This window comes from Leisingera sp. SA215, from assembly GCF_055902035.1.
On record NZ_JBVVXU010000004.1, the window covers coordinates 131,031 to 157,866 of the forward strand.

28 protein-coding genes and 1 other RNA gene are annotated in these 26,836 nt (G+C 63.9%); 10 read left to right on the top strand and 19 right to left on the bottom strand.

Translation table 11 applies throughout. The features are described from left to right. The first annotated feature begins 121 nt into the window (after nt 1-121). Nucleotides 122-424 carry a DUF1036 domain-containing protein gene (locus AC0KW6_RS06425; protein WP_474034461.1) on the top strand — a complete coding sequence of 101 codons (303 nt, stop codon included), beginning with the start codon at nt 122-124 and terminating at the stop codon, nt 422-424. 183 nt (nt 425-607) lie between these two features. On the opposite strand, the gene AC0KW6_RS06430 is transcribed toward AC0KW6_RS06425, so the two are convergent. Further along, a complete protein-coding gene (locus AC0KW6_RS06430; protein WP_024089485.1) occupies nt 608-1,348 on the bottom strand; it encodes a YebC/PmpR family DNA-binding transcriptional regulator in 741 nt (246 codons plus the stop codon). Nucleotides 1,349-1,471: 123 nt separating this feature from the next. On the opposite strand from AC0KW6_RS06430, the gene AC0KW6_RS06435 reads away from it, so the two are divergent. Beyond that, nucleotides 1,472-3,247 carry an SLC13 family permease gene (locus AC0KW6_RS06435; protein WP_474034462.1) on the top strand — a complete coding sequence of 592 codons (1,776 nt, stop codon included), beginning with the start codon at nt 1,472-1,474 and terminating at the stop codon, nt 3,245-3,247. A 40-nt stretch (nt 3,248-3,287) separates the two neighbouring features. On the opposite strand, the gene AC0KW6_RS06440 is transcribed toward AC0KW6_RS06435, so the two are convergent. The 5 genes from AC0KW6_RS06440 to mgtE all read right to left on the bottom strand — a co-directional run bounded on the left by AC0KW6_RS06440 (nt 3,288) and on the right by mgtE (nt 8,412). Further along, nucleotides 3,288-3,419 (bottom strand): hypothetical protein, encoded by a 132-nt coding sequence (locus AC0KW6_RS06440; protein WP_323781764.1) that lies wholly within the window; start codon nt 3,417-3,419, stop codon nt 3,288-3,290. Nucleotides 3,420-3,530: 111 nt separating this feature from the next. Beyond that, entirely contained in the window at nt 3,531-5,309 is a 1,779-nt protein-coding gene (locus AC0KW6_RS06445; protein ID WP_323781761.1) for an SLC13 family permease, read from the bottom strand. Between the two features lie 214 nt (nt 5,310-5,523). After that, complete coding sequence (locus tag AC0KW6_RS06450) at nt 5,524-6,336, bottom strand: TIGR00282 family metallophosphoesterase (protein WP_474034463.1); 813 nt, start codon at nt 6,334-6,336, stop codon at nt 5,524-5,526. 114 nt (nt 6,337-6,450) lie between these two features. Continuing rightward, complete coding sequence (locus tag AC0KW6_RS06455; protein WP_474034464.1) at nt 6,451-7,014, bottom strand: 5-formyltetrahydrofolate cyclo-ligase; 564 nt, start codon at nt 7,012-7,014, stop codon at nt 6,451-6,453. Nucleotides 7,015-7,023: 9 nt separating this feature from the next. Then, nucleotides 7,024-8,412: a magnesium transporter gene (mgtE, locus tag AC0KW6_RS06460; protein ID WP_323781748.1), complete on the bottom strand. Its 1,389-nt coding sequence runs from the start codon at nt 8,410-8,412 to the stop codon at nt 7,024-7,026. Between the two features lie 144 nt (nt 8,413-8,556). Here mgtE and guaD point away from each other — a divergent pair, with 144 nt between their 5' ends. Then, complete coding sequence (guaD, locus tag AC0KW6_RS06465) at nt 8,557-9,855, top strand: guanine deaminase (protein ID WP_474034465.1); 1,299 nt, start codon at nt 8,557-8,559, stop codon at nt 9,853-9,855. Nucleotides 9,856-9,877: 22 nt separating this feature from the next. Here the strand turns inward: guaD and AC0KW6_RS06470 are convergent, their stop codons facing one another. The 3 genes from AC0KW6_RS06470 to AC0KW6_RS06480 all read right to left on the bottom strand — a co-directional run bounded on the left by AC0KW6_RS06470 (nt 9,878) and on the right by AC0KW6_RS06480 (nt 12,597). Beyond that, nucleotides 9,878-11,218, bottom strand: coding sequence for an 8-oxoguanine deaminase (locus AC0KW6_RS06470; protein WP_474034466.1), 1,341 nt, complete (start codon nt 11,216-11,218; stop codon nt 9,878-9,880). Between the two features lie 117 nt (nt 11,219-11,335). After that, nucleotides 11,336-12,127, bottom strand: a complete 792-nt coding sequence (gene hisN / locus AC0KW6_RS06475; RefSeq protein WP_323781738.1) for a histidinol-phosphatase — start codon at nt 12,125-12,127, stop codon at nt 11,336-11,338. Nucleotides 12,128-12,225: 98 nt separating this feature from the next. Beyond that, nucleotides 12,226-12,597 carry a helix-turn-helix domain-containing protein gene (locus AC0KW6_RS06480; RefSeq protein ID WP_474034467.1) on the bottom strand — a complete coding sequence of 124 codons (372 nt, stop codon included), beginning with the start codon at nt 12,595-12,597 and terminating at the stop codon, nt 12,226-12,228. 352 nt (nt 12,598-12,949) lie between these two features. On the opposite strand from AC0KW6_RS06480, the gene AC0KW6_RS06485 reads away from it, so the two are divergent. Then, nucleotides 12,950-13,918 (top strand): NADPH:quinone oxidoreductase family protein, encoded by a 969-nt coding sequence (locus tag AC0KW6_RS06485; RefSeq protein WP_474034468.1) that lies wholly within the window; start codon nt 12,950-12,952, stop codon nt 13,916-13,918. Between the two features lie 61 nt (nt 13,919-13,979). On the opposite strand, the gene AC0KW6_RS06490 is transcribed toward AC0KW6_RS06485, so the two are convergent. Continuing rightward, the gene (locus tag AC0KW6_RS06490; RefSeq protein WP_323776614.1) at nt 13,980-14,861 is read right to left on the bottom strand and encodes a LysR family transcriptional regulator; all 882 of its coding nucleotides are present in this window, start codon (nt 14,859-14,861) and stop codon (nt 13,980-13,982) included. A 125-nt stretch (nt 14,862-14,986) separates the two neighbouring features. Here AC0KW6_RS06490 and AC0KW6_RS06495 point away from each other — a divergent pair, with 125 nt between their 5' ends. Both AC0KW6_RS06495 and AC0KW6_RS06500 read left to right on the top strand, forming a co-directional pair. Then, a complete protein-coding gene (locus tag AC0KW6_RS06495; RefSeq protein WP_323776612.1) occupies nt 14,987-15,223 on the top strand; it encodes a DUF1127 domain-containing protein in 237 nt (78 codons plus the stop codon). Between the two features lie 197 nt (nt 15,224-15,420). Next, nucleotides 15,421-16,197 carry a Bax inhibitor-1/YccA family protein gene (locus tag AC0KW6_RS06500; RefSeq protein ID WP_323776610.1) on the top strand — a complete coding sequence of 259 codons (777 nt, stop codon included), beginning with the start codon at nt 15,421-15,423 and terminating at the stop codon, nt 16,195-16,197. Nucleotides 16,198-16,338: 141 nt separating this feature from the next. Here AC0KW6_RS06500 and AC0KW6_RS06505 read toward each other — a convergent pair whose 3' ends face one another. The 7 genes from AC0KW6_RS06505 to gatC form a co-directional block, all read right to left on the bottom strand. Further along, a complete protein-coding gene (locus AC0KW6_RS06505; RefSeq protein WP_474034469.1) occupies nt 16,339-16,776 on the bottom strand; it encodes a hypothetical protein in 438 nt (145 codons plus the stop codon). Between the two features lie 209 nt (nt 16,777-16,985). Next, a complete protein-coding gene (gene rpmG, locus AC0KW6_RS06510) occupies nt 16,986-17,153 on the bottom strand; it encodes a 50S ribosomal protein L33 (RefSeq protein ID WP_008554190.1) in 168 nt (55 codons plus the stop codon). A gap of 119 nt (nt 17,154-17,272) precedes the next feature. Next, nucleotides 17,273-17,701: RNase P RNA component class A (gene rnpB, locus AC0KW6_RS06515), an RNA gene on the bottom strand. A gap of 119 nt (nt 17,702-17,820) precedes the next feature. Then, entirely contained in the window at nt 17,821-18,510 is a 690-nt protein-coding gene (locus AC0KW6_RS06520; RefSeq protein WP_474034470.1) for an N-acetylmuramoyl-L-alanine amidase, read from the bottom strand. Further along, nucleotides 18,510-19,286 (bottom strand): hypothetical protein, encoded by a 777-nt coding sequence (locus AC0KW6_RS06525; RefSeq protein WP_474034471.1) that lies wholly within the window; start codon nt 19,284-19,286, stop codon nt 18,510-18,512. The genes AC0KW6_RS06520 and AC0KW6_RS06525 overlap by 1 nt, the downstream gene beginning before the upstream one ends. Before the next feature lie 41 nt (nt 19,287-19,327). After that, on the bottom strand, nt 19,328-20,815 hold the full coding sequence (gene gatA / locus AC0KW6_RS06530; RefSeq protein ID WP_474034472.1) for an Asp-tRNA(Asn)/Glu-tRNA(Gln) amidotransferase subunit GatA: 1,488 nt from the start codon (nt 20,813-20,815) through the stop codon (nt 19,328-19,330). Nucleotides 20,816-20,820: 5 nt separating this feature from the next. Further along, nucleotides 20,821-21,108 (bottom strand): Asp-tRNA(Asn)/Glu-tRNA(Gln) amidotransferase subunit GatC, encoded by a 288-nt coding sequence (gene gatC / locus AC0KW6_RS06535; protein ID WP_323776591.1) that lies wholly within the window; start codon nt 21,106-21,108, stop codon nt 20,821-20,823. A 186-nt stretch (nt 21,109-21,294) separates the two neighbouring features. On the opposite strand from gatC, the gene AC0KW6_RS06540 reads away from it, so the two are divergent. Beyond that, a complete protein-coding gene (locus tag AC0KW6_RS06540) occupies nt 21,295-21,987 on the top strand; it encodes a metal-dependent hydrolase (RefSeq protein WP_474034473.1) in 693 nt (230 codons plus the stop codon). 115 nt (nt 21,988-22,102) lie between these two features. On the opposite strand, the gene AC0KW6_RS06545 is transcribed toward AC0KW6_RS06540, so the two are convergent. Together AC0KW6_RS06545 and AC0KW6_RS06550 are read right to left on the bottom strand one after the other, a co-directional pair. Further along, on the bottom strand, nt 22,103-22,729 hold the full coding sequence (locus AC0KW6_RS06545) for a DNA-3-methyladenine glycosylase I (RefSeq protein WP_474034474.1): 627 nt from the start codon (nt 22,727-22,729) through the stop codon (nt 22,103-22,105). 196 nt (nt 22,730-22,925) lie between these two features. After that, on the bottom strand, nt 22,926-23,375 hold the full coding sequence (locus tag AC0KW6_RS06550; protein ID WP_474034475.1) for a nucleoside deaminase: 450 nt from the start codon (nt 23,373-23,375) through the stop codon (nt 22,926-22,928). Between the two features lie 61 nt (nt 23,376-23,436). Here AC0KW6_RS06550 and AC0KW6_RS06555 point away from each other — a divergent pair, with 61 nt between their 5' ends. The 3 genes from AC0KW6_RS06555 to AC0KW6_RS06565 all read left to right on the top strand — a co-directional run bounded on the left by AC0KW6_RS06555 (nt 23,437) and on the right by AC0KW6_RS06565 (nt 26,831). Next, nucleotides 23,437-24,555, top strand: coding sequence for a pseudouridine synthase (locus AC0KW6_RS06555; protein WP_474034476.1), 1,119 nt, complete (start codon nt 23,437-23,439; stop codon nt 24,553-24,555). Nucleotides 24,556-24,728: 173 nt separating this feature from the next. Beyond that, on the top strand, nt 24,729-25,622 hold the full coding sequence (locus AC0KW6_RS06560) for a 5-bromo-4-chloroindolyl phosphate hydrolysis family protein (protein WP_474034477.1): 894 nt from the start codon (nt 24,729-24,731) through the stop codon (nt 25,620-25,622). Between the two features lie 18 nt (nt 25,623-25,640). Further along, entirely contained in the window at nt 25,641-26,831 is a 1,191-nt protein-coding gene (locus tag AC0KW6_RS06565; RefSeq protein ID WP_474034478.1) for a toxic anion resistance protein, read from the top strand. Nucleotides 26,832-26,836: the final 5 nt, after the last annotated feature.

Below are 26,836 nucleotides of genomic sequence, written 5' to 3' on the forward strand. Positions count from 1 at the left end.
CGGCCCTGCCGCCGGGCAACCGGGTTTTCCTTGCTGCATCCGCCAATCCCCCCTGGCGTTTCGGCAATCAACCGGGGGACATTCGGACATCAATCGCCTTTTTGCGGCTGCGGGTCTGGGAGTGGGCTTGGCCGCATCACCTGCTATTGCCGGGCTGGAAATCTGCAGCAAAGCAGGGCAAAGCCGAAGCCTGGCCATCGGCTATTCCAGCGTCGGGGACTGGGTTCCCGGAGGCTGTTGGAACATTCCGGCCGGAGCGTGCAAAACGCCGGTCCGCGGCGATTTGAAGACACGCAAGTACTATTCCCGCGCCAATGCATCAGGTCCGGCTCTTGCCAGCGGCGTTTACACGTTCTGCACCTCGCCTGAACCCTTCGCCATTCACCATTCACGGCGACAGCCAATGCGGCCCGCGCGGAGATGAAACACAGGGCTTTCGCAAGCTGGACGCGGCTGCGCTGCCCCCCTCGGCCTTGCGGCCTCACCCCCGGAGTTTTTGCGACCGGAAAGAATCCGCGGCCCGGTTCGGCTGGTTCGGTTCGGCCGGTCCGGACGTAAAAAGGCCCGCCGGTCCGGCGGGCCTGAAGCGTGAAACGGCAGCCGCGGCTTAGAGCTGCGCCATGACCTCGTCGGAGGCTTCAAAGTTGGTGGTGACGCGCTGCACGTCATCGTCATCTTCCAGCGCATCGACCAGCTTCATCAGCTTTTGCATGCCTTCGAGATCCAGCTCGGTGGTGGTGCCCGGTTTCCAGACCAGCTTGGTGCTCTCGGACTCGCCCAGCTCCGCTTCCAGTGCGCTGGAGACATCGTTGAGGTCGGTGTCGGCACAATAGATGATATGGCCGTCCTCCGAGCTTTCGACATCTTCGGCGCCGGCTTCGATTGCTGCCATCATCACGGTATCGGCGTCGCCGGCAGAGGCCGGATAGGTGACTTCGCCCTTGCGTTCGAACATGAAACCGACCGAGCCGGTCTCGCCCAGGTTGCCGCCATTCTTGGAGAAGGTCGAACGCACGTTGGATGCGGTGCGGTTCTTGTTGTCGGTCATTGCCTCGACGATCACAGCCACGCCGCTGGGGCCATAGCCCTCGTAGCGGATTTCGTCATAGTTTTCGGCGTCGCCGCCCACGGCCTTTTTGATCGCGCGGTCGATCACATCCTTGGGGACGGACTGGCTTTTGGCTTCCTTCACCGCCAGGCGCAGACGCGGGTTCTTGTCGGGGTCAGGGTCGCCCATCTTGGCGGCCACTGTGATCTCCTTGGCCAGCTTGGAAAACAGTTTCGACCGCGCCGCGTCCTGACGGCCCTTGCGGTGCTGAATGTTTGCCCATTTTGAATGGCCTGCCATGGTGCATCCTTGCTGCTGAATATCTGAATTGGCGCCCATATAGCCTTTGTCAGTGCCGGGATTCAAGCACCCTGCCCGCGGCTTGGCCCTTGCTCCGCGGGGTTTCGCGGTTAAGCTGGCGCGATGACATATGACCAAGCCGTTTTGTTTTCGCTATTTGCTGCCGTTTTTGCCCTGCTGTTGTGGGGGCGCTACCGGTATGATCTGGTGGCCTTTGCCGCGCTGATGGCGGGGGTGGTGCTGGGGGTGGTGCCTGCAAGCGGCGCCTTTGCCGGGTTCGGCCATCCGGCAACGCTGGTGGTGGCGCTGGTACTGATCGTTTCAGCCGGTCTGGTGCGGTCAGGCGCGGTGTTTCTGATCACCCGCACCTTGGTGGATTCCGCGCGGGGGCTGGGCGGCCATATTGCGTTGATGGGCGGGGTCGGCGCGGTGTTGTCGGCCTTCATGAACAATGTGGCGGCGCTGGCGCTGCTGATGCCAGTGGATATCCAGACCGCGCGCAAAGCCGGCCGGGCGCCGGGGCTGAGCCTGATGCCCCTGTCCTTTGCCACCATTCTGGGCGGCATGGCGACCCTGATCGGCACACCGCCCAACATCATCATCGCGGCGATCCGGGAGGAGCGGCTGGGAGAGCCGTTCCGGATGTTCGATTTTGCCCCTGTGGGCGGCGTGGCGGCGCTGGCGGGACTTGCCTTTGTGGCCTTGGCCGGCTGGCGGCTGATCCCGGCGCGGGAGAATGCAGCGGGCGCGTCCGAGGCGCAGCTTGCCCCCTATATCGCGGAGCTGACGGTCGGTGAAGACTCGGAGGTTGCCGGCAAGCGGCTGGGCGAGCTGGAGGAAGAGGCCGAGAAGGCGGACGTGGCCATTCTGGGGCTGATCCGCGATGGCAAGCGGCGCTACGGGCGCTCGGTGGCGGCGGTGCTGCGGGAAGGCGACACACTGGTGATCGAGGCGGAGCCGGAGGCGCTGGACGAGTTCCGCAGCGCGCTGAAGCTGGACTTTGCCGATGCCGCCCGGCAGGACAAGCTGACCGCCGCCGGCGAGGGGCTGGAACTGGTGGAACTGGTGGTGCCGGAATCCGCCCGCATCCGCGGCCGCAGCGCACAGTCGATCGGCCTGTCCTGGCGGCAAAGCGCGGTTCTGCTGGGGGTTGCCCGGCAGGGCCGCCGGATCACCCGGCACATCCGGCAGACCGATATCGAGGCCGGTGACATCCTGCTGCTGCTGTGCCCGCGCGGCCGGGTTGCGGATGTGGCGGAATGGCTGGGCTGCCTGCCGCTGGCGCAGCGCGGGCTGGCGGTGACGGCAAATGATAAGACCTGGGCCGCCATCGGCCTGTTTGCCGCCGCAGTTCTGGCGGCCTCTGTCGGCCTGATCTACCTGCCGGTGGCCCTGGGGCTGGTGGCCATCGGTTATGTTCTGTTCAAGATCCTGCCGGTGGCGGAGATCTATGATCACGTGGAATGGCCGGTTGTGGTGCTGCTGGGGTCGATGATCCCGCTGGGGGCGGCACTGGACAGCTCTGGCGGCACCGCACTGATTGCCAATGCGCTGACAAGCCTGACCGAAGGCCTGCCCGCCTGGGCGGTGCTGACAGTGCTGATGGTGGTCACCATGACGCTGTCGGATGTGCTGAACAATACCGCCACGGCGATTGTCGCAGCACCCGTGGGCATTCAGATGGCAGAGTCCCTCGGGGTTTCTCCTGATCCGTTTCTGATGGCGGTGGCGGTCGCTGCCTCGGCGGCGTTCCTGACGCCGATCGGGCATAAGAACAACACGCTTGTACTGGGTCCCGGCGGGTATCATTTTGGCGATTACTGGCGGATGGGGCTGCCGCTGGAGGTCTTGGTCATTGCCGTTTCCATTCCGGCAATCCTGGTATTCTGGCCTTTGTAGCGGGGGCAAACTTTTGCGGAAACGTTTTGCCCAAATCCTTTCACAAGGATTTTGCCGCCTGCGCGGATACCTCGGCAGGCTGCGTTTGCCAGTCCGCCCAGGCCTGCGTCATCAGCACAATGGCTGTTGATCCGCCCAGAACCGCGATCAGGAACAGTTTTCTGAAGTCCATGTGCCACCCTGTGAAACAGTCCCTGTTTCATATAGGCACGGCCGTAACAATTTCATGTAAACAGAGGGTGATGCGGCGGAACACTGCCATCAACAAAGGCATCCCGTGCTATCAGAGCGGCCAGAAAAACGGAATGATCAGCGACGCCAGCATGCCGACAGTCAGGTTCAGCGGGATGCCGACACGCAGAAAATCGGTGAACTTATAACCGCCCGGACCGTAAACCAGCGTATTGGTCTGGTAGCCGATCGGGGTGGCAAACGAAGCCGAGGCGGCCACCATCACGGCCACCACCAAGGGACGCGGATCCACCCCCATCGCCTGGGCCAGGCCAATGGCAATCGGGGTCACCACAACCGCCACCGCATTGTTCGATACCAGCTCGGTCAGGACAGAAGTCAGCAGATAAACCGCCCAGACCAGCAGGACCGGAGGCAGCATCGACAAGGCGGGTGCGATGGCGTTGACGATCAGGCTGACGGCACCGGAGCTTTCCAGCGCGGCCCCGATGGCAAGCATCGAAAAAATCAACGCCAGCAGCCGCCCGTCCACAAAAGAGAACGCCTCATCCGCGTCGATGCAGCGGGTCACGAACACCAGTGACACCATCAGCAGCGACAGCATCAGGATCGGCGCAACGCCCAGGGCGGCCAGCAGAACGATGCCGAGCAGCGCAACAACGGCAATCGGCGCGTGGCTGCGGCGGTAGGCGCGCTGGGTCGGTTGCGAGACGTCTGCCAGATCCATATCGGTCGCCAGACGCTGGATATCGGCGGGGGCCCCCTCCAGCAGCAGGGTATCGCCGATCCGCACCACAAGGTCATCCAGCTGCACGCCGATATTCTGGTTCCGGCGATGCACCGCCAGGGGATAGACGCCATAGCGGCGGCGCAGGCGCATCGCGCCCAGGCTGCGGCCGACCATGCGGCAGCCCGGAGTGATCAGCACTTCGACGGTTTCAGTTTCCACTGCCGAAACCTGGTCGACCCGTTTCAGCTCCTTATTGCTTTGCAGACTCAGCAGCTCGGTCATTCTGGTCCGCAAAACCACCCGGTCGCCGACCTGCAGTTCAACGCCCTCGAGGTTGCGGCGCAGCGATTCATCGCCGCGGATCACGTCGATCAGCCGCACACCGGGGCGCTTGAACAGCTGCACGCCGGATGCTTCGCGGCCGATCAGGTTGCTTTCCGGCGGGATCACCGCTTCGGTGAAGAACTTCATCTTGGACTTGTCACTGAGCAGCATGGCCATGCTGTCGCGGTCCGGCAGCAGCCGCGGTGCGATAAAGCGCAGGTAGATCATGCCATAGACGACCAGGATCACGCCCAGCGGGGTGACCTCAAAAATCGTGAAGGGTTTCAGGCCCTGCGCCCGCGCCACGCCGTCCACCAGCAGATTGGTCGAGGTTCCGATCAGCGTCAGCGTGCCGCCCAGGATCGCCGCATAGCTGAGCGGGATCAGCATCTTGGACGCCGAAACATTGAGGGTGCGGGATATCTGGATGAATACCGGGATCATCACCACCACCACCGGCGTGTTTGACACAACGGCAGAGGCGGCAACCACAAAAGCCATCAGCAGGGCGACCGCAAGCCTCGGGTTCACCTCGGCCTGTGTCTTGGCGATTTGGGTAAAGGCATCAAGGGCGCCGGTCCGCACCAGGGCGCCCATGATGATGAACATCGCGGCAATTGTCCAAGGCGCCGGGTTGGACAGAACCGGCAGCGCCTGATCGTATGGCAGAACGCCGGTGGCCAGCATTGCTGCCACGCCGGTCAGCGCCACAACCTCGGTGGGGTAGGTTTCGCGCAGGAAGGCCACAAACATGGCCAGGACAATGGCTATAGCCAGGGCCGCGCTGCCGGTATCACCAAATTGGAAGAACTGCATATGCCGTGATTATGCCCATATTGTTTCAGGCGGGTTTAGCGCGCCGCTGCACGCTCCGCCATCGCGCAGTTTCCCTGAATCCCCGGGACTGAGCAAGAATTTCCGCATCTGCTCAGCAGCTGAGGCCTGCATTCGGGAATTTGTGCGGAAAATCGCGTCTGCACCGGCAAAACATCCCGCCCCAGCTGCGCCGCATGGCGCAAGGGGCAAGGGGTTAAGGGGCCGCCTCCTGCAGCAGGCCGCCGTTGCGCACCATGCGAATCTGCTTGGCCTCGCCAGTGCGGTCGTCGGTCTCGACAAACACACCGGACAGGCTGGCCTCGCCATTGGCGGGGGTAAAGCGCGCCTTGGGCATTCCGGTCAGGAAGCGGCGCATCGGCTCGGCCTTATCCATGCCGATGACTGAATTGTAGTCGCCGCACATGCCGGCATCGGTGAGGTAGCCGGTGCCATCGGACAGGATCTGCGCGTCCGCTGTCGGCACATGGGTGTGGGTCCCCACCACCAGCGAGGCACGCCCGTTGCAAAAATGGCCCATCGCCATTTTCTCGGAGGTGGCTTCGCAATGCACATCCACGATGATGGCCTGGGCCAGCCCGCCGCGGGGGTGCGATTTCAGCACCGCCTCAACCGCGCCGAAGGGATCGTCGAAGGCGCGTTTCATGAATACCTGGCCCAGCACCTGCACCACCAGCACCTTGCGCCCGCCCGGGGCCTGGAACAGCCGGTAGCCGCGGCCCGGTGCGCCTTTGGCAAAGTTCAGCGGCCGGATAATGCGCTGTTCCTGTTCGATGAACTGCAGCATGTCCTTCTGATCAAAAGCATGGTCGCCGAGGGTCAGGCAATCGGCCCCGGCCTCCAGCAGCAGCTTGGCGTGCTCGCCGCTCAGCCCCATGCCGTTGGAGGCGTTTTCGCCGTTCACCACAACAAAATCGAGCCGCCAGTCCTGGCGCAGCCGCCGCAGATTTTCGGTAATGGCACTGCGCCCCGCGCGGCCCATCACATCGCCTAAAAACAGAATTCGCATTCCGGCGTGGTACGCCGTTGCGGCCGGCAGAACAAGGCCTGCGAGCCGCGCGCAAAACTTTTCTGAAAAATTTTGCCAGGGTTTTTCACCAAAACCCTGGCGGTCTGGCCAATGTCAGCGGCTGAATTGCAGGATCCGGCTTTCGGTAACCACCATGTCGAGCGGCTGGTCGGTGGGTTCCAGCGGCAGGTCTTCGGCCTCTTGCGCGTCATAGGCAAAACCGATCGCCAGCGTCGCCCGCTTGCCGCGCAACAGCTCCAGCGTGCGGTCATAGAAGCCGCCGCCATAGCCCAGCCGCCCGCCCTTGGCATCAAAGGCAACCAGCGGAACAATCAGGATCTCAGGCTCGAAAAAATCGTCCGTTTCAGGAACCATGGCGCCAAAGGGGCCGTCGCGCAGCGGACCTTCGGGCTGCCAGCGGCTGAATTTCAGCGGCTGGCCCGCCCCCATGATCACCGGTACGCCAACAGGCCCATGCGCAGCCGCTTCGGCCATTGCCGGCACCGGGTCGATTTCAGTCCGGATCGGCAGAAAGCCCGACAGCGGCACACCGCGGTAACCGGCCAGCACCTCGGACAGATGGCCGGCGGCGCCTGGGATATTGCGGGCATGCGCTTCCTTGCGGCGGGCAAAGGCGGCCTTGCGGGCAGCGGCCTTGATTTCAGTCAGATCCGTCATCGCGGTCTCCTACAGCAAAACGGTTGCGGCAAGCCCGAGGAAGGCAAAAAAGCCGACCACATCGGTCACCGTGGTCACAAAGGCCCCAGAGGCCAGCGCCGGGTCAATTCCGGCTTTCTCCAATAGAACCGGGATCACCGTGCCCGCCAGCCCTGCCACGACCAGATTGATCACCATAGCGACTGCAATCACCACCCCCAGCATCGGCGAGCCGAACCAAGCGAGGCCCACCAGCCCCATCACAATGGCAAAGATCACCCCGTTGACCAGCCCCACCAGCACTTCCCGGCGGATCACCCGCCAGACGTTGGAGCCGGTCAGGTCGCGGGTGGCAATCGCACGCACCGCAACCGTCAGCGACTGGGTGCCGGCATTGCCGCCCATGGAGGCAACAATCGGCATCAGCACCGCAAGGGCCACAAACTGCGCGATAATTTCCTCGAACTGGGCAATCACCAATGAAGCCAGCACCGCCGTCACCAGGTTCACCGCCAGCCAGGGGAAGCGGCGTTTGGTGGTTTCTATCACCCGGTCAGCCAGCGAGCTTTCCTCGCCCACGCCAGCCAGACGCAGGATGTCTTCCTCGTGCTCCTCGTCCTGCACGATCATCGCGTCGTCGATGGTGATCACACCGACCAGGCGCCCTTCGCCATCGGTCACTGGCGCCGAGATCAGGTGGTACTGGTTGAAGGCATAGGCCACATCCTCCTCGTCCTGATCGGCGGGAATCACCTGGAAGGTGTCTTCGACCAGTTCGGTCAGCAGCACTTCGCGCTTGGTGGCCATGATCCGGCCAAGGGTGACATTGCCAATCGGGTGCAGGCGCGGATCGACCAGGACCACATGATAGAACTGGTCCGGCAGATCCTCGGAGTTGCGCATGTAATCAATGGCCTGCCCGACATTCCAGTGTTCGGGCGCCATCACCACTTCGCGCTGCATCAAACGGCCGGCCGAGTTTTCCGGATAGCTCAGCGACTGTTCGACCGCGACCCGGTCGGCATCTTCAAGCGCCTCCAGGATGGCTTCCTGCTGCGGCACCTCAAGGTCTTCGAGAAGGTCGACGACATCGTCGCTTTCCATCTCCCGGACCGCTTCGGCCAGAACCAGCGGGTTCAGCGTCTCGATGACTTCTTCACGGATCGACTCGTCCAGTTCGGACAGAATCTCGCCGTCAAACTCACGGTCGTAAAGGCGGATCAGCCGCGCCCGGTCGCTGGAACCGATCTGTTCCAGAAGGTCGGCGATATCTGCCGCATGCAGGTTTTCCAGCAGCTCCGTCAGCGCTTGCTGATCGCCCTGCTCCACCGCATCCAGAATCTGGACAACCAATTTCCGGTCCAGGTCGTAGGAGTCGTCCTGAGACAGGTCGCCGGTGATGTTGTCGCCGCTGCTCATGTGGTGCCCCCGGGCATTTTGTGAGTGTTTGCCTGCAAAATAGAAGAAGCGGCTACCGGAAAACAATGACATCGGCATAATTTACCGGAGCTGTTGCGGCGGGTATCCTGCCCGGAGCCATTTTGCAAGGAAAGGGTTGGAAGAATGGGCACCGATTACATCCTGAAAGGGCACGTGCTGTCTTTTACCGGCTCTCCCTTTGCGGCGGAGCGGCCCGAAGATGCGGTCCGGCTGCTGGACGCGGTGGCGGTGCAGGACGGCCGGGTCGCAGGTGCGGGGCCGCTGGCACAGATGCAGGCACTGCTGCCGCAGGCGGAAGCCGTCGATCACAGCGGCAAGCTGATCATGGCCGGGTTTGTGGACGCCCATGTGCATTACCCGCAGACCGCGATTATCGCCAGTTGGGGCAAGCGCCTGATCGACTGGCTGAACAGCTATACCTTCCCCGAGGAGATGCGGTTTGCGGACCGGGCCTATGCCGATGAAATCGCCGGCCGATACCTGGACCTGACAGCGGCGCATGGCACCACCACGGTGTGCAGCTATTGCACCATTCACCCGGAAAGCGTGGATGCGTTCTTCGCGGCGGCGCACGCGCGCGGGCAGCGGGTGGTTGCGGGCAAAACCTGCATGGACCGCAACGCACCCGGCGGCCTGCAGGACACGGCGCAGTCGGCATATGACGATTCGGAGGTGCTGATCGGGCGCTGGCACGGCGTCGGCCGGCTGGAATATGCAATTACCCCGCGGTTCTCCCCCACCTCCACCCCGGAGCAGCTGGAGGCGATGGGGGCCTTGTGGGGCAAGCACCCTGAATGCCTGATGCAAACGCATCTGAGCGAGCAGACGGATGAGATCGATTGGGTCAGATCCCTGTTCCCGCAGGCGCGGGATTACCTGGACACCTACGAGGAATTCGGCCTGCTGGGCGCGCGCGGGATTTATGGCCATGCGATCCATCTGGAGGAGCGTGAACGGCACCGGCTGCGGGACTATGGCGCGGCGCTGATCCATTGCCCGACGTCGAACACATTCATCGGCTCCGGGCTGTTCGATATGGCCGGGCTGATGGCCGAGGGGCAACGGATCGGACTGGCCACCGACACCGGCGGCGGGTCGAGTTTTTCGATGCTGCGCACGATGGCGGCGGCCTATGAAATCGGCCAGCTGCGCGGCACGCCCCTGCATGCGGCGCAGCTGTTGTGGCTGGCGACGCTTGGCTCGGCGACGGCGCTGCGAATGGAGCGGAGGATCGGCAATATCGCCCCCGGCATGGAGGCCGATCTGGTGGTTCTTGACCTATCCTCCACCCCCGCCATCGCCCAGCGGTCAGCCCGCGCCGAGGATCTGTGGGAGGCGGTGTTCCCCACCATCATGATGGGGGATGATCGGGCCGTGTCAGAGGTCTGGATCAGCGGGCGGCCGGTTGAGCAGAGGCGCTGACGCGCCTCGGCCTTGAGTATTTTCAGAAAGATGAAGCCAGCGCCCGCGCCAGTTTTCCGTGGCGTTCGATCAGCTGCGGCAGGTCGAGCGTGGTGATCTCGCCGCTGCGGATGATCTGCTTGCCTTCGACAAACAGGTGTTTCACCTGGGTTGGACCGGCCAGCAGCAACGCGGCGGCATCCCAGCTGCCGCTGGAGGCGATGCCGGCGGTGTCCCAGACGGCGATATCGGCCCGCTTGCCCGGCGCCAGCCGCCCGCAATCGGGGCGGCCCAGCACATCGGCGCCGCCGCGGGTGGCGATCTCCAGCGCCTCATAGGCGCTCATCGCGTCGGCGCCGTTGGCAACCCGCTGCAGCAGCATCGCCTGACGCGCCTCCGAGGTCAGGCTGGCCATGTCGTTGCTGGCAGATCCGTCCACCCCCAGCCCCACAGGAACCCCGGCGTCCCGCATTGCCCGCACAGGAGCAATGCCGCTGCCCAGACGGCAGTTGGAACAGGGGCAATGGGCAACACCGGTGCGGGTTCTGGCAAAGAGATCAATCTCTTGCACATCCAGCTTCACGCAATGGGCGTGCCAGACATCCTCGCCGGTCCAGCCCAGCTCTTCGGCATACTGGCCGGGGCGGCAGCCGAATTTGGCCTCGGAATAGGCAATGTCCTCGTCATTCTCGGCCAGGTGGGTGTGCAGCATCACGCCCTTGTCGCGGGCCAGCAGTGCGGCGTCGCGCATCAGCTCGCGGCTGACCGAGAAAGGCGAGCATGGCGCCAGGCCGACCCGGCACATAGAGCCCTCGGCAGGATCGTGGAAGGCATCCACCACGCGGATCATGTCATCGAGGATGGCGCGCTCTTCCTCAACCAGGCTGTCGGGCGGCAATCCGCCGTCGCTTTTGCCGATGCTCATCGCACCGCGGGTCGGGTGGAACCGCAGGCCCACATCGCGGGCGGCGTGAATAGTGTCCTCGAGACGGGAGCCGTTGGGATAGAGATACAGGTGATCCGAGCTGAGCGTGCAGCCCGAGAGCGCCAGTTCCGCCAGGCCCAGCTGGGCAGAGACGAACATTTCGTCCGGGGTGAACTGCGCCCAGATGGGATAGAGCCGTTGCAGCCAGCCGAACAGCAGCGCATCCTGCGCCCCCGGCACCGCGCGGGTCAGGTTCTGGTAGAGGTGGTGGTGGGTGTTCACCAGCCCCGGCGTCACCACGCTGCCGCGGCCGGAGACGACGTTTCCGCGGGTTTGCAGCCCCTGCCCCACGGCGGCAATCTCACCGCCGCGGATCAGGACATCGGCGCCATGCAGCACCCGCCGCGTATCATCCATCGTCAGGATGGTATCGGCATTTTGAATGAGGATCTCTGTCATTTTCACACACTCCAAAAGACAGCCCGCTTCAGAGGAATGTGCGATTGGCCGATGGAAAACGGGCGAAGAACCGGCCTGTGGGAAAACTACAGGCAGGCACGGCCGGGTTCAACCGGTTTACGCCTGCCGCAGCAGTTTCAGCGCAGACGCGTGGATATCCGCATTGGCTGCGGCCAGGGCACGGCCGCCGTTGTGGGCCGGGTTGCCCTGCCAGTCGGTGACCATGCCGCCCGCGGCCTGGATCAGCGCAATCGGCGCCTGAATGTCATAAGCATTGAGACCGGCCTCGATCACCAGATCCACTTGCCCTGCCGCCACCAGCGCATAGGCATAGCAATCGGTGCCGTAGCGGGTCAGTTTGGCCCGGGCCGAGACCCGTTCGAATGCGGCGCGGTCCTGCGGTGTGCCGACCTCCGGGAACGTGGTGAACAGGATCGCGTCTTCCAGCGCCGCAGTGGCACGGGTCTGCAATGGCCTTGCGCCAAGCGGGCCGGTCATGGCGGCAACGTCCGGTCCGCCGCAGAACCGCTCACCGGTATAGGGCTGGTCGATGACGCCCAGGAACGGGCCGTTTTCATCTGACAGCGCAATCAGCACGCCCCAGGTCGGCGTGCCGCTGATGAACCCCCGGGTGCCATCAATCGGGTCCAGCACCCAGGTGCGGCCGGAGGTGCCCGGCTTGGTGCCGAACTCCTCGCCCAGAATGCCGTCGCCGGGGCGCAAGTCTGCCAGAACTGCCCGCATTGCCTGCTCGGCGGCGCGGTCCGCAACAGTGACCGGATCAAACCCGCCTTCGAGTTTGTTCTCGGCGGTCAGCGCAGATGTGCGGAAATGCGGCAGGATGGCAGCGCGGGCTGCGTCTGCCATCCTGTGTGCAACGTCAAGATCTGAGAATGCGGCCTGTGTCATAGCGATACGGGTGCCACCCAGCCAAAATTATTGCAAGCGCAATCCCTGCCATCTGCAGGTTTTACGCCGGCAATCTGTCTGTATCGGCCGTCCGGATTTCAGGCGACGTCGCTCAGAACACGCGCCAATTCAAACAGGCGGCGGCGCTGGTTTTCCGGGATCGCATAGTAGGAGCGCACCAGATCAAGGGCTTCTTTGTCGCCCATCAGGTCTTCCGGAACGGAGGCTTTCTCCGCGGGCGTTTTGCCTTCTTCCTGCAGACCCTCGAAGAAGAAGCTTACCGGCACTTCAAGGGCATCGGAAATGTCCCAGAGCCGGGAAGCGCTGACCCGGTTGGCACCGGTCTCATACTTCTGAATTTGCTGAAATTTTATGCCGACCTGCTCGGCGAGTTGCTGCTGCGTCATGCCGATCAGCCACCGGCGGTGGCGGATGCGCTTTCCCACATGCACGTCAACGGGATGAGCCATGCGTTTCTCCTAAGTCTAAAAATCCGGCCGTAACCCGGACCGCTGCATTCCTATAACCTGTTCTGGCGGCTTCAATTCTTTACCGGAACGAGGCTCCCCATCAGAGCGATCTAAGCTCAACTTCTGAGCAAAAGTGTACAACCCTTGCGATTGATTGCAAGGCTGTCGTCGCCCCGTGCGCAGCCCGCACGTTCAACCGCATGATTTCATGTATCATTTTTATAAAGGTTTTATTGCCAAGCTGCTGACGATCACGTACCTCCCCAGAAATAGCGAGGTGCGCAGCGGTTCAGCCCCCCGCAAGTGTGATGGCGCGAATCACATGGAGTCCCGCAGAAGGTGAGGAAAAAACATGCAGGCTTTCCAAGTCCAGGCCTTTGACCGTCCGGCGTCGCTGGCCGAAATCCAAGTCCCCCCGCCGGGTCCCGGGGAGGCCGCCGTTGCGCTGCGGGCCTGCGGGCTGAACTTTGCCGACCTGCTGATGATGAAGGGCAGCTATCAGGACACGCCCGAGCCCCCCTTTACCCTGGGGCTGGAAGCGGCCGGCGTGGTGACGGACCTGGGCACGGGCACACAAGGGTTTGCTCCGGGAGACCGGGTCGCGGTGTTCGGCGGCTCCGGCGGGCTGGCCGAAGCCGGGGTTTTTGACGCAACCCGGCTGATCCGGATCCCTGACGCGATAAGTTTCGAACATGCCGCGGCAATGCAGATCGCCTATGGCACCAGCCACATCGCGCTGGATCACTGCGCCCGCCTGCAGCCGGGCGAGACGCTGCTGGTAACCGGAGCCGCCGGCGGTGTCGGGCTGACGGCTGTTGAAATCGGCAAGCTGATGGGCGCGACAGTGATTGCCCAGGCCCGCGGACGGGAGAAGCTGGAGGTGGCAGCGGCTGCCGGTGCGGATCACCTGGTCGATGCCGGTGAAGACCTGCGCAGCACTGTGAAGGCATTGGGCGGCGCTGACGTGGTCTATGACGCAATTGGCGGAGAGGTTTGGAAAGCGGCTTTCCGCTCTGCCAATCCCGGGGCGCGGCTGCTGCCGGTGGGGTTTGCCGGCGGGGAGGTGCCGCAGATCCCTGCCAACCACCTGCTGGTGAAGAACCTGACGGTGATTGGTTTCTATCTGGGCGGGTACATGAAATTCCGGCCCGAAGCGGTGCGCCGGTCCTTTGAGACACTTTTTGCCTGGCACGGGGAAGGCCGCATCACGCCGCATATCAGCCACACCTTGCCGCTGGAACGCGCAGCCGAAGGGCTGGACCTGCTGCGCAACCGCAAGTCCACCGGCAAGGTGGTGATCACTATGGGCAGCAACCGCTGACCGGAACAGGGAACAGCCGCGCGTCCGGGCTCCACGCGCCCGGCGCCGGAGCAACAGCGCTTCAACTGGCAGCGCGCAGCGGCGCGGACCACAGTCCCTGAAAGGCCTGACGGATGAATCCGGCCAGCTCCTCGACGTAGGGCGCGCGCACGCGCTCGGCTCCGTACAGGTTGATGTGCTGCATCGGAAGATCCGGCAAGCCGCAGCCCTTTTCGACCAGCTCCTGATAGCCCGGCTGCGTCCCCTCCAGCAGCACACCGATGGCCAGATCGGCGCTGACCGTTGCCTCGACGGTGCGGTCTGAATCGCTGTCGAGCGCCATCTCCCATTCAATACCCGCCGCATCCAGCGCCGCCGTGGCCACGGGGCGGAAACTGCAGTTGCGGCAGAAGCCGAGCCGCAGGGGACGCTGCCGCCAGACCGATCCGTCGGGCGCGCCGACCCAGCGCAGCGGCATGCTGTGGATCGTCTCGGCGCCGCCGCCTGACCCGTTTTCCGTGGTCAGGATCAGGTCGAATGCGCCGCGCGCGAATTCGGCTTTGAGGTCGCGGGTATTGGATGTGCAGAGGTTCACATTCACCCGCGGGTAGCTGAGATTGAACCGCTTCAGCACTTGCGGAATGACCGGATGCACCACGTCATGCGGCACCCCCAGCAGCACCTCGCCCTCAAAGGCCTGGTCTGTCAGCCTGCCGATCACCTCGTCATTCAGCGCCACCATCCTGCGGGCATAGCCAAGCATCTGTTCGCCCTCCGCTGTCAGCGCAATAGTGCGCCCGGAGCGGTCCAGAAGGCTTAGCCCCAGAAGCTCCTCCAGCCGCTTCATCTGCATGGACACCGCCGACTGGGTGAGATGCAGAAAACCGGCCGCCCGGGTCACGCCGCCATTATCCGCCACCGCCACAAACGAACGGAGCGTCGTGATATCGAGATTTCTTATCATCACAGCACCTGATGCATTGGATCAAAAACATTCGTTTTTCAAATGTGCCACAAGATGCCATATTCATCAACATAATTGATCACCCAAGAGGGACGCATCACAAACCCAACTGAAGGATCCGCGCCATGACCCTTGCAACTTCCTCCTGCACCGCCCCGTCCTGCACCCCCCCGTGCGCCGCCGCCAAACCGCCGCTCACCCTGACCGCCCGCTTGCGCCTGCACCTTTCGGCATGGCGCCAGCGCCACCAGCTGGCCAAGCTGGACGCCCGCGCATTGGATGACATCGGCCTGACCCGCTCCGAGGCCGAGGCCGAGGCCCGGCGCGGGTTCTGGAGCGCACCGGATCACTGGACCCGCTAAGCGTCTGCAGACAGATTTGACACCGGCATTCGAGGCGGGCCGCCAGCCAGCGGCCCGTTTCCTCGTTTTTCATGTATTTATTGCCCCGAAATACTTGAACCGGAAGGCACTTCCACCGATATTTAGCGGGAAAGCTGACGGCCGCGGCCCGGGTCGCGCGACGGCAGCAAGGGAGTAATTTACGGAGACCACCTGAGATGGCACAATTCGACACCATCCGCTCTGCCGCCGGCGCCCGCGCCGCGCAGATCGATGAGGGCCTGCGCGCCCATATGAACAAGGTCTACGGCACCATGTCCGTGGGCACGTTCATCACGTTTCTGGCCGCCTGGGCCATTTCCGGGCTGGCCGTAACTGCTGACCCCGCCAATGCCGTGGCCCAGCTGAGCGCCGACAAATATCTGACCAATCTCGGCTACGCGCTGTACGCATCGCCGCTGAAATGGGTCATCATGTTTGCACCGCTGGCCTTTGTCTTTGGCATCGGCGCGGCCGCAAACCGCATGTCGGCGGCCGGCGTGCAGCTGCTGTTCTACGCTTTCGCCACCGTGATGGGCCTGTCGATCAGCTCGATCTTCCTGGTGTTCACCGGCGAGAGCATCGTACAGGTGTTCCTGATCACATCCATCGCCTTTGCAGGCCTGTCGCTGGTCGGCTACACCACCAAGAAAGACCTGTCCGGCATGGGCGCCTTCCTGATCATGGGGCTGATCGGCCTGATCGTTGCCTCGATCGTCAATATTTTCCTGGCGTCGTCGGCAATGGCCTTTGCAATCTCGGTCATTGGCGTGCTGATCTTTGCGGGCCTCACCGCCTATGACACCCAGCGGATCAAGAACGACTACCTGCAGATGGCCCACGCGGGCGACCAGGAATGGCTGGCGAAATCCGCCATCATGGGCGCACTGAGCCTGTATCTGGACTTCATCAACATGTTCATGATGTTGCTCCAGCTGCTTGGCAATCGCGAATAAGCGTCAGCACACTCCAGACACAGCGGGGGCGGATCTGAAAAGATCCGCCCCTTTTCCATTTGTACATAGACGAAGACCTGAGAGTATTATCCAGATGCAGATCATTGACATCCCCGCGACCGAAGCGGGCCGGTTTCTGCCTCAGCCGTTCGGGCCCCTAGGACACTGCAGTGCAGCCGAAAGGGCGATCACACCTCGGGGGCCGGCAATGCGGATGATCCCGCCATCCAGCCGGCAACCGGAGACATCAGCCACAACGGCACGGAACTGCTTATCGGCATTCTGCAGCAGGGCCGGATCCAGACTGCCCTGTGCAGCGCTGAGGACGGCGGTACCGGCGTCTCCGTCGCGCATCACGCCCAGCGTCAGCTTGCGCCCGTCCAGGTGCAGCGGTCGCCTCTGAAGCGTCTGCACAGGCGCGGCAGAGGCCGCCGGGGGCGAGTTGGCCGCGGCGCTGACGACGGCCAGCGGCTGGACCGCAACCGCAATCGGCGGCGGCACCGCCTGACCTGCTTCAAAGAAACTGGAAACCGGCGCCCCGGCCGCTGCCAATGCAGCCGCAATCATGTAAATTTTCACAGCACATCCACCCGTTCATTCATTAACCCACGGGCTTATAGCTAGGCCGGAATTGGGGCGAAAACATGCGCGGCTGCCGGCTGCGCCGCGAAATCCGCCCCGTATTTTCCGAGAATTAGAAGCAGCCGCGCGCCGCGGCGGGCCAGCCAAAAAGAAAACGGGCCGCGCCAAGCGCGACCCGTTTCCGGAAATCATTCCAAAGGAAAGGCTTACTTGATTTTGCCTTCTTTGTACTCGACATGCTTGCGCACAACCGGGTCGTACTTCCGCACAACCATTTTCTCGGTCATGGTGCGTGCGTTTTTCTTGGTCACATAGAAGTGGCCGGTGCCCGCGCTCGAGTTCAGGCGGATCTTGATTGTGGTCGGCTTCGCCATGGTGCTTCTCCTGCGTCCGAAAAGGCAGGAGCCTCTCGGTAAATTCCTATCTGAAGCCCGGCTTGTACCCGCCCCAGCCCCCAAGTCAATAGGATTCGGCCCAAATCCCGGGGTGTTTTATGCGCAGAAGGCCTGTAAGCCGGATCCTGTCCCCCCGGGACCGAAATCCCGGGCTCGACGGCCATTCATCTGGGGCCCGCATTGCTGCGTGCCTCTAGCTGCCAACCCGGCCCCTCTCGGCTGAAGCGTGCCTAGCAGCGGTTTCCCGTTTCCGGGACCTGCCTGCGCGGGGGCCCTATTTGGCATTGCTCCCGGTGGGGCTTGCCGTGCCGCCCCTGTTGCCAGGGGCGCGGTGGGCTCTTACCCCACCGTTTCACCCTTACCCCGGCTGCTGGCCGGAGGCGGACCTCCAAGCCGCCGGGGCGGTCTGTTTTCTGTGGCGCTTTCCGTCGGGTTTCCCCGCCCGGGCGTTACCCGGCACCGTTGCTTCATGGAGTCCGGACTTTCCTCGCGGAGCCGAAACCCCACGCGGCCGTCCAGCCTTCTGCGCGCCGGATGCGTAGAAACATCAGCGCGCGGCGTCAAGCGGATAGTTCAGAAGAAGGGGCTTTGCCCCAGTTGGCGTCCGGCAAATTCACTCCGGGGCAGTGCCGCCCAACAACCCTGCTCAGTGCCCGCAGCAGCCAAGGGGCGGGAAATCCTCCGCCGCGAGCTGGCCGCGGGCCCAGGGGCGGAAACGCAAGCGGACTGCGGCCAGCAGCGCGTCATCCTCTGCCGGTGCGGTAAAGCCAGCCCGATGCGCCGCCTTGCGGAAGTGATCGAAACTGAAGCCTTGCGGTGCCCCGCCGGTTCCCGGTTCCGCGGCCAGCCCCTGGCAGGCCAGCCGGGCCCAGTCGAACCGCGGGCCCGGGTCGGTCTTGCGCCCCGGTGCCATGCAGGAATGGCCGATGACTCCGGCCGCAGGAATGGACCAGCGCTGCATGATGCCCTGCAACAGGTCTTCCAGCGCTGCCATCTGCGGCGCGCTGAAGGGATGATTGCCGATATTGTCCAGCTCGATGCCGATGGAGCGGGAGTTTATGTCAGCCCGCCCGCACCATTCCCCTGCCCCGGCGTGCCAGGCGCGTCCTGCCTCGGCCACCAGCTGCCAAAGGGTGCCGTCCGATCCGATCAGGTAATGAGCGGAAACCTCCGCCTCCGGGTCGCAGAGCCGCTCCAGTGCGGCCTGAGCGCTTTCCATGGCGGTGTAGTGCAGCACGATCAGGGCCGGCGTCAGACCATCCCTGCGCGGCCCTGAATTCGGGCTGGGGCACCAGCTGGCGCCCGGATGATCAGGCCCGCACTGATCCGGCGCCATCAGTTCTGGACAGCCAGCCGGTACGGCGCCGGATCCCAGCCGCAGGCAAAGCCGTCGCCATCCGGATCAAGCGCCTTGCGGTCCCGCTGCGGGCCGCCCGCCTCGAGGAAGGCGATCTGGGCCTGGTCGGGTGACGCGAACTCTGCGCAGTTGCGCTTGCTGCGCGCCTGCAGGTTGATGCCGGAACGGCTGTAAAGGCGGGCGCCTCTGGGGTTGCTCGTGCTCAGCGCATAGCGGACGATATTGGGGCTGGCGCTGTCTGTCCGCTGCGGCACGGCGACCGGCTGCACCTGCTCGTATTGCGCCCGCTGCCGCTCCAGCCGGGCGGCATCGCTTTCGACCGACTGACGGGCCGAGACCGCCTGGAAATCATTCTCATCCGAAATGGCGGCAATCCCGCCCGGCTGCGGCGCCGGATTGGAGGGGCTGGCCTGCAGCGGCGCGACGCCGGAATTCGACTGAGACGCAGCCAGAGCCGCCGCCGTTTCGCGGGCGATGTCGGCATCGCTGCCTGCGGCGGGTGCGGAAGACGCGAACGTGCCTGCTGCCGCAACCGAGCCCGGGCTGCGCGGCGCCGGGCTTACCTGATACGGTTCGCTGGAGACCCGGGCAGGCGGCACCAGCGGCGCCCCTGTAATTGTGGTGCCCGCGGCAGGCGGCGGAGCAAAAGGATCCCCGTCAATGCCGGCATTTGCGGCGCTGTCGGGAACCTGAGGGGAACAGGCAGCCAAAACCAGTAGGCTGCCTGCAGCGGCGTAAGATGCGAATGCGCGCATGGGGTTACCTGTCAGTTCTGCTCAACTCATTGAGCAGAGCATTACCACCATTGCTGCGGCTTGGCTACAAAGCCGGCCGCATTCTCCAGCGCATAGGCAGTGTTCAGCAGATCGCCCTCCTGCCAGGGCTTGCCGATCAGCTGCAGGCCCAGCGGCAGGCCTTGGCTGTCCAGCCCCGCAGGCACCGCAATCCCCGGCAGGCCTGCCAGGTTCACAGTGACGGTAAAGACGTCATTCAGATACATTTGCACCGGATCCGCGTCCGTCATCTCGCCAAGGCCAAAGGCCGCCGACGGGGTTGCCGGGGTCAGGATCGCATCGACGCCAGCGGCAAACACGTCCTCGAAATCTTTCTTGATCAGGGTGCGGACGCGGCGGGCGCGGTTGTAATAAGCGTCATAAAAACCTGCCGACAGCACATAGGTGCCAACCATCACACGGCGCTGCACCTCGTGGCCGAAGCCCTCGGCGCGAGTCTTTTCGTACATCTCGGTGATGCCGTCGCCGGCTTCCAGCGCCGCGCGCTGGCCATAGCGGACACCGTCATAACGGGCCAGGTTCGAAGAGGCTTCGGCCGGGGCAATCACGTAATAGGCAGGCAGCGCGTATTTGGTGTGCGGCAGCGAGATGTCCACGATTTCGGCGCCCGCGGCCTTCAGCATTTCGGCGCCGTCCGCCCACAGCTTTTCAATCCCGCCCGGCATGCCGTCCATGCGGTATTCCTTGGGGATACCGATCTTCTTGCCCTTAATGTCACCGGTCAGCATCGCCTCGAAATCCGGCACTGCCAGGTCGGCGCTGGTGGAATCCTTGGGGTCGTGGCCGCACATCGCCTCAAGCATGATCGCAGCGTCGCGCACCGATTTGGTCATCGGGCCGGCCTGATCCAGCGACGAGGCGAAGGCAACGATGCCCCAGCGCGAGCAGCGGCCGTAGGTCGGCTTGATGCCGACAGTGCCGGTGAAGGCGGCAGGCTGGCGGATCGAGCCGCCGGTGTCGGTGCCGGTAGCCGCAAGGCAAAGGTCGGCAGCAACGGCAGAGGCAGAACCGCCCGAGGAGCCGCCGGGCGTAAGCTGCGCGTCGTCATTGCTGCGGCGCCAGGGGCTGACGGCGTTGCCGTAAACCGAGGTTTCGTTGGACGAGCCCATGGCGAATTCGTCCATGTTCAGCTTGCCCAGCATGACGGAGCCGGCATCGGCCAGCTTCTGCGAGACGGTGGATTCATACTCCGGCTTGAAACCTTCGAGGATGCCGGAGGCCGCCTGCGACGGCACCCCCTTGGTGCAGAACAGATCCTTGATGCCGACCGGCAAGCCGCACATGGAGGGGGCCTCGCCCGCCTTGATCCGCAGGTCCGCCGCCTTGGCGCGCTCGATGGCGATGTCCGGCGTCTTGTGCACAAAGGCGTTCAGCGCGCCCGCCGCATCGATTGCCTTGAGGCAGGCCTCGGTCAGCTCGACCGAGGTGGTGTCGCCCTTGCGCAGCGCGTCGCGGGCCTCAGCCAGGCCCAGTTTGTTCAGATCGCTCATGTCTCTTACTCCACAACCTTGGGCACGGCGAAGAAGCCTTCGCGGGCATCGGGCGCATTGGCCAGCACCTTGTCCTGCTGGCTGCCGTCGGTGACTTCATCTGCCCGGCGTTTCAGGCGCTGCGGAGTGACAGAGGTCATCGGCTCAATGCCCTCGACATCCACCTCGTTCAGCTGCTCAATGAAGCCCAGGATGTTGTTGAACTCGTTTGCCAGCGCCGGAAGTGCTGCGTCCTCAACCTTGATCCGGGCCAGTTTGGCCACCTTGGCGGCGGTGCTTTGGTCAATCGACATGGAAACCCTCATCTGGTGTTGCCTAGGCATTTACCGCCGCACCGCCCCACCTGCAAGCCTGCAAGGGGCGTTCGCTGCATCCTGCGATGACAGGGCGGCTGGCCAGGCAAATTATCCGCAGGCGTCAATTCCATTCCGCACCAGGCCTGCTAGGCTTCCGCCCGAAGACACGGGAGGAGATTTTAGATGAAGATCATATGGCTGGGCCACGGCTCATTCCGCATCGAGACCAGCGGCCAGGTGCTGCTGGTAGACCCTTGGCTCAGCGGCAACCCGGTGCTGCCGGATGACCAGCACGAGGCGGCCATTGCCGGCGCCACCCATATCCTGCTGACCCATGTGCATTTCGACCATGTGGTGGACGTGCTGCCGCTGGCCAAACGGCTGGAGGTGCCGGTGGCGGGGCAATACGATCTGATGGGGCTGTGGGGCGAGACCGAAGGAGTTGAGACCATTGGCTTCAACAAGGGCGGCACCGTGGATCTGGACGGGGTGAACGTTGCAATGGTGCCTGCCTCGCACAGTTCGACCTTCAACACTCAGGACGGCTTGCGCACGGGCGGCTCGGAGGTCGGATACATGCTGATGGCCGAGGGCAAGACAGTCTATCTTTCTGGCGATACGGCGGTCATGGCGGACATGGAATGGATGGGGGATTATTACAAACCCGATATCGGTATCCTGTCGGCGGGCGGTCATTTCACCATGGACATGAAACAGGCGGCCTATGCCGCGAAACGGTATTTCAGCTTCAAGACGGTGATCCCCTGCCACTACAAAAGCTTCCCGGTGCTGGAGCAGGACGCATCGGACCTGATCGCGGGGCTGCCAGGCGTCGAGGTCATCGAACCGGAGGTGATGAAAGCAATCGAGCTTTAATCCGGAACCGCTGCCGCGCGGCTCCCGCCCGCCGCCCGATCTGCGCGGCAGACCGGTGCCCGTTGGGCCGGGCGCCGGGCCTTATGGCCCGGCGCGGTTGCGCTACGGCCGGACGCTATCGGTCGGAAGTCTTCTGCCGCGGCACGGTAAAGGCCTTTCTCGCCTCTGCTGCCTTTTTCCGGCAGATGCAGCCGTTGGCGTGGTCGTTGACCAGACCCATCGCCTGCATGAAGGCAAAAGCAGTCGTCGGGCCGACAAATTTCCAGCCGCGTTTCTTCAGCGCCTTGGAGAGGGCCACGGAATCAGGGCTGGTTGAGGCGGTCTGCGGCTCCGGCAGGTCTTCGGGCCTGGGCTCGAAGCTCCAGAAAAACGCCGCGATGGAGCCAGCCTCTGCCACCAGTTCCTGTGCCCGGGCCGCGTTGTTGATCACCGCTTCGATTTTGCCGCGGTGGCGGATGATGCCCGTGTTCTGCAACAGCCGCTCCACATCCGCCGCGCCGAATTCGGCCATTTCGTTGAAATCAAAGCCGGCAAAGGCCGCGCGGAAATTTTCGCGCTTGTCCAGAATTGTCCGCCAGCTGAGGCCGGACTGGAAGCTCTCCAGGCAGACCTTCTCGAACAGGCGGATGTCGTCGCCCACCGGATAGCCCCACTCCTCGTCATGATAGCGCAGAAAATCCGGCGCGGAGGCGGCCCAGCCGCAGCGGGGCTGGCCATCGGGGGCGGTGTAAAGCCGGCTCATGCGGCCTCCGTCATTGTGCCTGGTCCCGCATGGCGCAAATTGCGGCCTCGCGGCGCTGGATCACGGATCAAGGATCCAATCCTCTGGTGGTATTCTGTGCCATTTGCAACCTTGGGGTATTTAACCCAGCCGCACACTAGGACAGGCACTCCAATCCGGCAAGCGCAATTGCCCCCGCACGCCACCCGCGGCGCATTCAGCGTTTTCTGGCGAAGAATTGCTTGAGCAATTCGCTGGCCTCGACCTCGGCGATGCCATCGTAGACCTCGGGCGCGTGATGCGCCTGAGGGTGCGAGAACACACAGGCGCCATGCGCCACGCCGCCGGACTTGGGATCGGAAGCGCCGTAATAAACGCGCCGGATGCGGGCCGCGGCGATGGCGGCGGCGCACATTGCGCAAGGTTCCAGCGTCACATAAAGGTCAAAGCCGGCAAGCCGCTCGCTGCCCAAGGCCGCACAGGCTGCGCGGATGGTCAGGATCTCGGCGTGGGCAGTGGGGTCGTTCATCTCGCGCGTGCGGTTGCCCGCCAGGGCGGCAACCTGTCCGTCCGGCGCGATCAGCACGGCGCCGACCGGCACCTCGCCGCGTCCCGCCGCCTCCCGCGCCTGCTCCAGCGCCTTGTCCATATGCGATTTGAACGCCATGCCCCTTCCTGCCTGCGATTGCGCGCTTTCGCAAGGCGGCGGAATGCTCTATGGCACGCACATGAGCAACACACCCGCATCCCCCAAGGGCAAACCGGCCCCGAAAGCCGCGGCAGGCAAAGCGCCCGCCGCAAATCCGACTGACGGCAAGGCGCCCGAAGGCGACCGCATCGCCAAGGTCCTGTCGCGCGCCGGCGTCGCCTCGCGCCGGGAGGCTGAACGGATGATTTCCGAGGGCCGTGTGACGGTGAATGGCGACAAGATCGCCAGCCCGGCGCTGAACGTGACCGCCGCGGACCGGATCAGCGTCGATGGCAAGCCCTTGCCCGAGGCCGAGGCGCCGCGGATGTGGCTGTATTACAAGCCTATCGGCCTGGTCACCTCGAACAGCGACGAAAAAGGCCGCACGACGATCTTTGACGAGCTGCCCGAAGACATGCCCCGGGTGATGACAGTGGGACGGCTTGACATCAATTCCGAGGGCCTGCTGCTGCTGACCAATGACGGCGCTATCAAGCGCAAGCTCGAACTGCCCTCGACCGGCTGGCTGCGCCGCTACCGCGTGCGCATCAACGGCCGTCCGCGGGACGAGGATTTTGCGCCGCTGCGCAAGGGCCCGGTAATCGACGGCGAGAAATTCCAGCCGATGACGGTGTCGCTGGACCGCCAGCAGGGCGCCAATGCCTGGCTGACGGTGGGGCTGCGCGAGGGCAAGAACCGCGAGATCCGCCGCGCGATGGAGTATGTCGGATTTAACGTGAACCGGCTGCTGCGGGTGTCTTATGGCCCGTTTCAGCTGGGCGAGCTGAAACCCGGCGCGGTGGAGGAGCTGCGTTCGCGGGTGGTGCGCGACCAGCTGGGGCTGGAGCCGGAAGAGGAAAAACCTGCCGCCCGCCCGACCCGCGGGCGCGGCAAGCCGGGAGCCAAACCGGGTGGTAAGCCCATGGCAAAAACCGGTGGCCCTGGCGGCAAGCCAACTGGCAGGCCCGGCGGCAGGCCGGGCGGTGGTTTTGGCGGCAAGCCCGGTGATAAATCACCCCGTTCTGCAGGCGGAAAACCCGGCCCGAAAGGGCCTGGGAGCCGCGGAGGCACCAGTGATCGAGGTGCATCCCAGGGTGCAGGCCGGCCCGCACAACGCGGCGGCGGCAAGCCCTCCGGCGGCAAGAATCCCCGGCGCTGAAGCATTTGCGGCAGACTTCCCCCTAGCAAGATCGCCGGCTATCCCCTAGGTTTCCAATCAGTTAATCTTTGCTGGCCGTTCCAGGGGGACCTGCGTGCAGAAACTTGCCTATGCCGCCCTATTGATTCTGATGCTGGGCCTCAGCACCGGCTGGATTACAGGGGGCTGATCCGATGGCACAGCGTTACGGCGGCAAATACAGTCCCGACGGCAAATCCGCGCAGCCGCCCTCCAAGCCCGCGCAATCCTTCCGCAATGCGCAAGTGGATCCTGTTGGCATGCGCGCCAACCTGATGTTTGTGCCGCCTGCGATCCTGACGCTGTTGTCTCTGAATGACGGGGCAACCGGGCTGGCGCTGGGGTTGGTTGGCGCAGGCCTGTGGACCGGCGGGGCGTTCCTGCTGCGCGAGGGGCTGAAGGCCGAGGCGGCCTTTGCCGCCCGCAAGGTGGCCCGCAAACCCGCCCTGCCCCGCAAGATCCTGGCGGCCTTGCTGGCAGGCACCGGCGCAGCGCTGGCGGCGTGGAAAGCTGAACCCGGCCTCCTGACCGCTGCCATCTATGGCACCGCAACGGTTGGGTTGCACCTAACCGCATTCGGGTTCGACCCGTTGCAGGACAAAGGCGCCGAGGGCATCGATGAATTCCAGCAATCCCGTGTCGCCCGCGCGGTGGACGAGGCGGAAGCAAACCTTGACGCGATGAAGGGCGCCGCCCTGCGCGCCCAGAACCGCAAGGTCGAAGCCCGGGTGGAGCAGTTCCAGGCGGTGGCCCGCGACCTGTTCCGCACGGTCGAGGAAGATCCGCGCGACCTGACTGCCGCGCGCAAGTACCTGACCGTGTATTTGCAGGGCGCCCGTGATGCGACGGTGAAATTCGCCGATATCTATGCCCGCAGCCGGGACGCCCAGGCCCTCAGCGATTACCTGGCGCTGCTGGATGATCTGGAACAGAACTTTGCCGCGCGCACCCGCAAAATGCTGGTGGAAGACCGCGCGGATCTGACCATTGAAATTGATGTGCTGCGCGACCGTTTGCAGCGTGAAGGGGTCCATCTGGACCAAAACTGATTAGCGAGGAAGCCGTTCATGTCCGAAGCCGTGCAACAGAAAGCCGTCCAAACCGAGGCCCTGGTCAATGAGGTCACGGCAATCGAACTGCCCGAGCCCGCCGCAGACATCCAGCCGCTGGAGCAGGCCGACGCGGCCACCAGCGAGGCGATCCGGGTGCGGATGGATCAGATCGACATGGGCGACACCAATTCGATCATCCATTTCGGCTCTGCCGCGCAAAGCGAGCTGCAGACGATCAGCCAGGCGATGCTGGCCGATGTGCGCAACAAGGACGTCGGGCCTGCGGGCGACAGCCTGCGCAATATCGTGACCACCATCCGCGGCTTTTCGGTTTCCGAACTGGACATCCGCCGCAAGCCGACGTTCTGGGAACGCCTGCTGGGCAAGGCGGCCCCCTTTGCCAAGTTCACTGCGCGGTATGAAACCGTGCAGGGGCAGATCGACAAGGTCACCGATGACCTGCTGGGGCATGAGCACACCCTGCTGAAGGACATAAAGTCGCTCGATATGCTGTATGAAAAGACGCTGAGCTTTTATGACGAGCTGGCACTGTATATCGCGGCGGGCGAGGCCAAGCTGGCTGAGCTGGACGGGACGGCGATCCCGGAGAAAGAAGCCGAAGTGCAGGCCGCGCCGGAAGGTGATCAGGTGATGAAGGCGCAGGAGCTGCGCGACCTGCGCGCCGCCCGCGACGACCTTGAGCGCCGGGTGCATGATCTGAAACTCACCCGCCAGGTCACTATGCAGTCGCTGCCCTCGATCCGGCTGGTGCAGGAAAACGACAAGTCTCTGGTGACCAAAATCAACTCGACCCTGGTGAACACCGTGCCGTTGTGGGAAACCCAGCTGGCCCAGGCGCTGACCATCCAGCGTTCGGCCCAAGCGGCGGAAGCCGTGCGTGATGCCAATGACCTGACCAACGAATTGCTGACCTCCAACGCCGCCAATCTGCGCCAGTCGAACGAAATGATCCGGCAAGAGATGGAGCGCGGTGTGTTCGACATCGAAGCGGTGAAACAGGCCAATGCCGACTTGATCGGCACCATTCAGGACAGCCTGCGGATTGCTGACGAGGGCAAGGCCAAACGCGCCGCAGCCGAGGCCGACCTGCAGAAGATGGAAGCCGAGCTGCGCGATACGCTGGCTGCTGCCAAGTCGCGCCGCGACGGGGTTGGCGACAACGCCGGCACCGCTGTGCCGGGCTGAGCGGA

Excerpts from the sequence above, each read along its gene's own strand:
- AC0KW6_RS06430 (WP_024089485.1), bottom strand. The coding sequence starts at position 1,348 with ATGGCAGGCCATTCAAAATGGGCAAACATTCAGCACCGCAAGGGCCGT.
- AC0KW6_RS06435 (WP_474034462.1), top strand. The coding sequence starts at position 1,472 with ATGACATATGACCAAGCCGTTTTGTTTTCGCTATTTGCTGCCGTTTTT.
- AC0KW6_RS06440 (WP_323781764.1), bottom strand. The coding sequence starts at position 3,419 with ATGGACTTCAGAAAACTGTTCCTGATCGCGGTTCTGGGCGGATCAACA.
- AC0KW6_RS06445 (WP_323781761.1), bottom strand. The coding sequence starts at position 5,309 with ATGCAGTTCTTCCAATTTGGTGATACCGGCAGCGCGGCCCTGGCTATA.
- AC0KW6_RS06450 (WP_474034463.1), bottom strand. The coding sequence starts at position 6,336 with ATGCGAATTCTGTTTTTAGGCGATGTGATGGGCCGCGCGGGGCGCAGT.
- AC0KW6_RS06455 (WP_474034464.1), bottom strand. The coding sequence starts at position 7,014 with ATGACGGATCTGACTGAAATCAAGGCCGCTGCCCGCAAGGCCGCCTTT.
- mgtE (WP_323781748.1), bottom strand. The coding sequence starts at position 8,412 with ATGAGCAGCGGCGACAACATCACCGGCGACCTGTCTCAGGACGACTCC.
- guaD (WP_474034465.1), top strand. The coding sequence starts at position 8,557 with ATGGGCACCGATTACATCCTGAAAGGGCACGTGCTGTCTTTTACCGGC.
- AC0KW6_RS06470 (WP_474034466.1), bottom strand. The coding sequence starts at position 11,218 with ATGACAGAGATCCTCATTCAAAATGCCGATACCATCCTGACGATGGAT.
- hisN (WP_323781738.1), bottom strand. The coding sequence starts at position 12,127 with ATGACACAGGCCGCATTCTCAGATCTTGACGTTGCACACAGGATGGCA.
- AC0KW6_RS06480 (WP_474034467.1), bottom strand. The coding sequence starts at position 12,597 with ATGGCTCATCCCGTTGACGTGCATGTGGGAAAGCGCATCCGCCACCGC.
- AC0KW6_RS06485 (WP_474034468.1), top strand. The coding sequence starts at position 12,950 with ATGCAGGCTTTCCAAGTCCAGGCCTTTGACCGTCCGGCGTCGCTGGCC.
- AC0KW6_RS06490 (WP_323776614.1), bottom strand. The coding sequence starts at position 14,861 with ATGATAAGAAATCTCGATATCACGACGCTCCGTTCGTTTGTGGCGGTG.
- AC0KW6_RS06495 (WP_323776612.1), top strand. The coding sequence starts at position 14,987 with ATGACCCTTGCAACTTCCTCCTGCACCGCCCCGTCCTGCACCCCCCCG.
- AC0KW6_RS06500 (WP_323776610.1), top strand. The coding sequence starts at position 15,421 with ATGGCACAATTCGACACCATCCGCTCTGCCGCCGGCGCCCGCGCCGCG.
- rpmG (WP_008554190.1), bottom strand. The coding sequence starts at position 17,153 with ATGGCGAAGCCGACCACAATCAAGATCCGCCTGAACTCGAGCGCGGGC.
- AC0KW6_RS06520 (WP_474034470.1), bottom strand. The coding sequence starts at position 18,510 with ATGGCGCCGGATCAGTGCGGGCCTGATCATCCGGGCGCCAGCTGGTGC.
- AC0KW6_RS06525 (WP_474034471.1), bottom strand. The coding sequence starts at position 19,286 with ATGCGCGCATTCGCATCTTACGCCGCTGCAGGCAGCCTACTGGTTTTG.
- gatA (WP_474034472.1), bottom strand. The coding sequence starts at position 20,815 with ATGAGCGATCTGAACAAACTGGGCCTGGCTGAGGCCCGCGACGCGCTG.
- gatC (WP_323776591.1), bottom strand. The coding sequence starts at position 21,108 with ATGTCGATTGACCAAAGCACCGCCGCCAAGGTGGCCAAACTGGCCCGG.
- AC0KW6_RS06540 (WP_474034473.1), top strand. The coding sequence starts at position 21,295 with ATGAAGATCATATGGCTGGGCCACGGCTCATTCCGCATCGAGACCAGC.
- AC0KW6_RS06545 (WP_474034474.1), bottom strand. The coding sequence starts at position 22,729 with ATGAGCCGGCTTTACACCGCCCCCGATGGCCAGCCCCGCTGCGGCTGG.
- AC0KW6_RS06550 (WP_474034475.1), bottom strand. The coding sequence starts at position 23,375 with ATGGCGTTCAAATCGCATATGGACAAGGCGCTGGAGCAGGCGCGGGAG.
- AC0KW6_RS06555 (WP_474034476.1), top strand. The coding sequence starts at position 23,437 with ATGAGCAACACACCCGCATCCCCCAAGGGCAAACCGGCCCCGAAAGCC.
- AC0KW6_RS06560 (WP_474034477.1), top strand. The coding sequence starts at position 24,729 with ATGGCACAGCGTTACGGCGGCAAATACAGTCCCGACGGCAAATCCGCG.
- AC0KW6_RS06565 (WP_474034478.1), top strand. The coding sequence starts at position 25,641 with ATGTCCGAAGCCGTGCAACAGAAAGCCGTCCAAACCGAGGCCCTGGTC.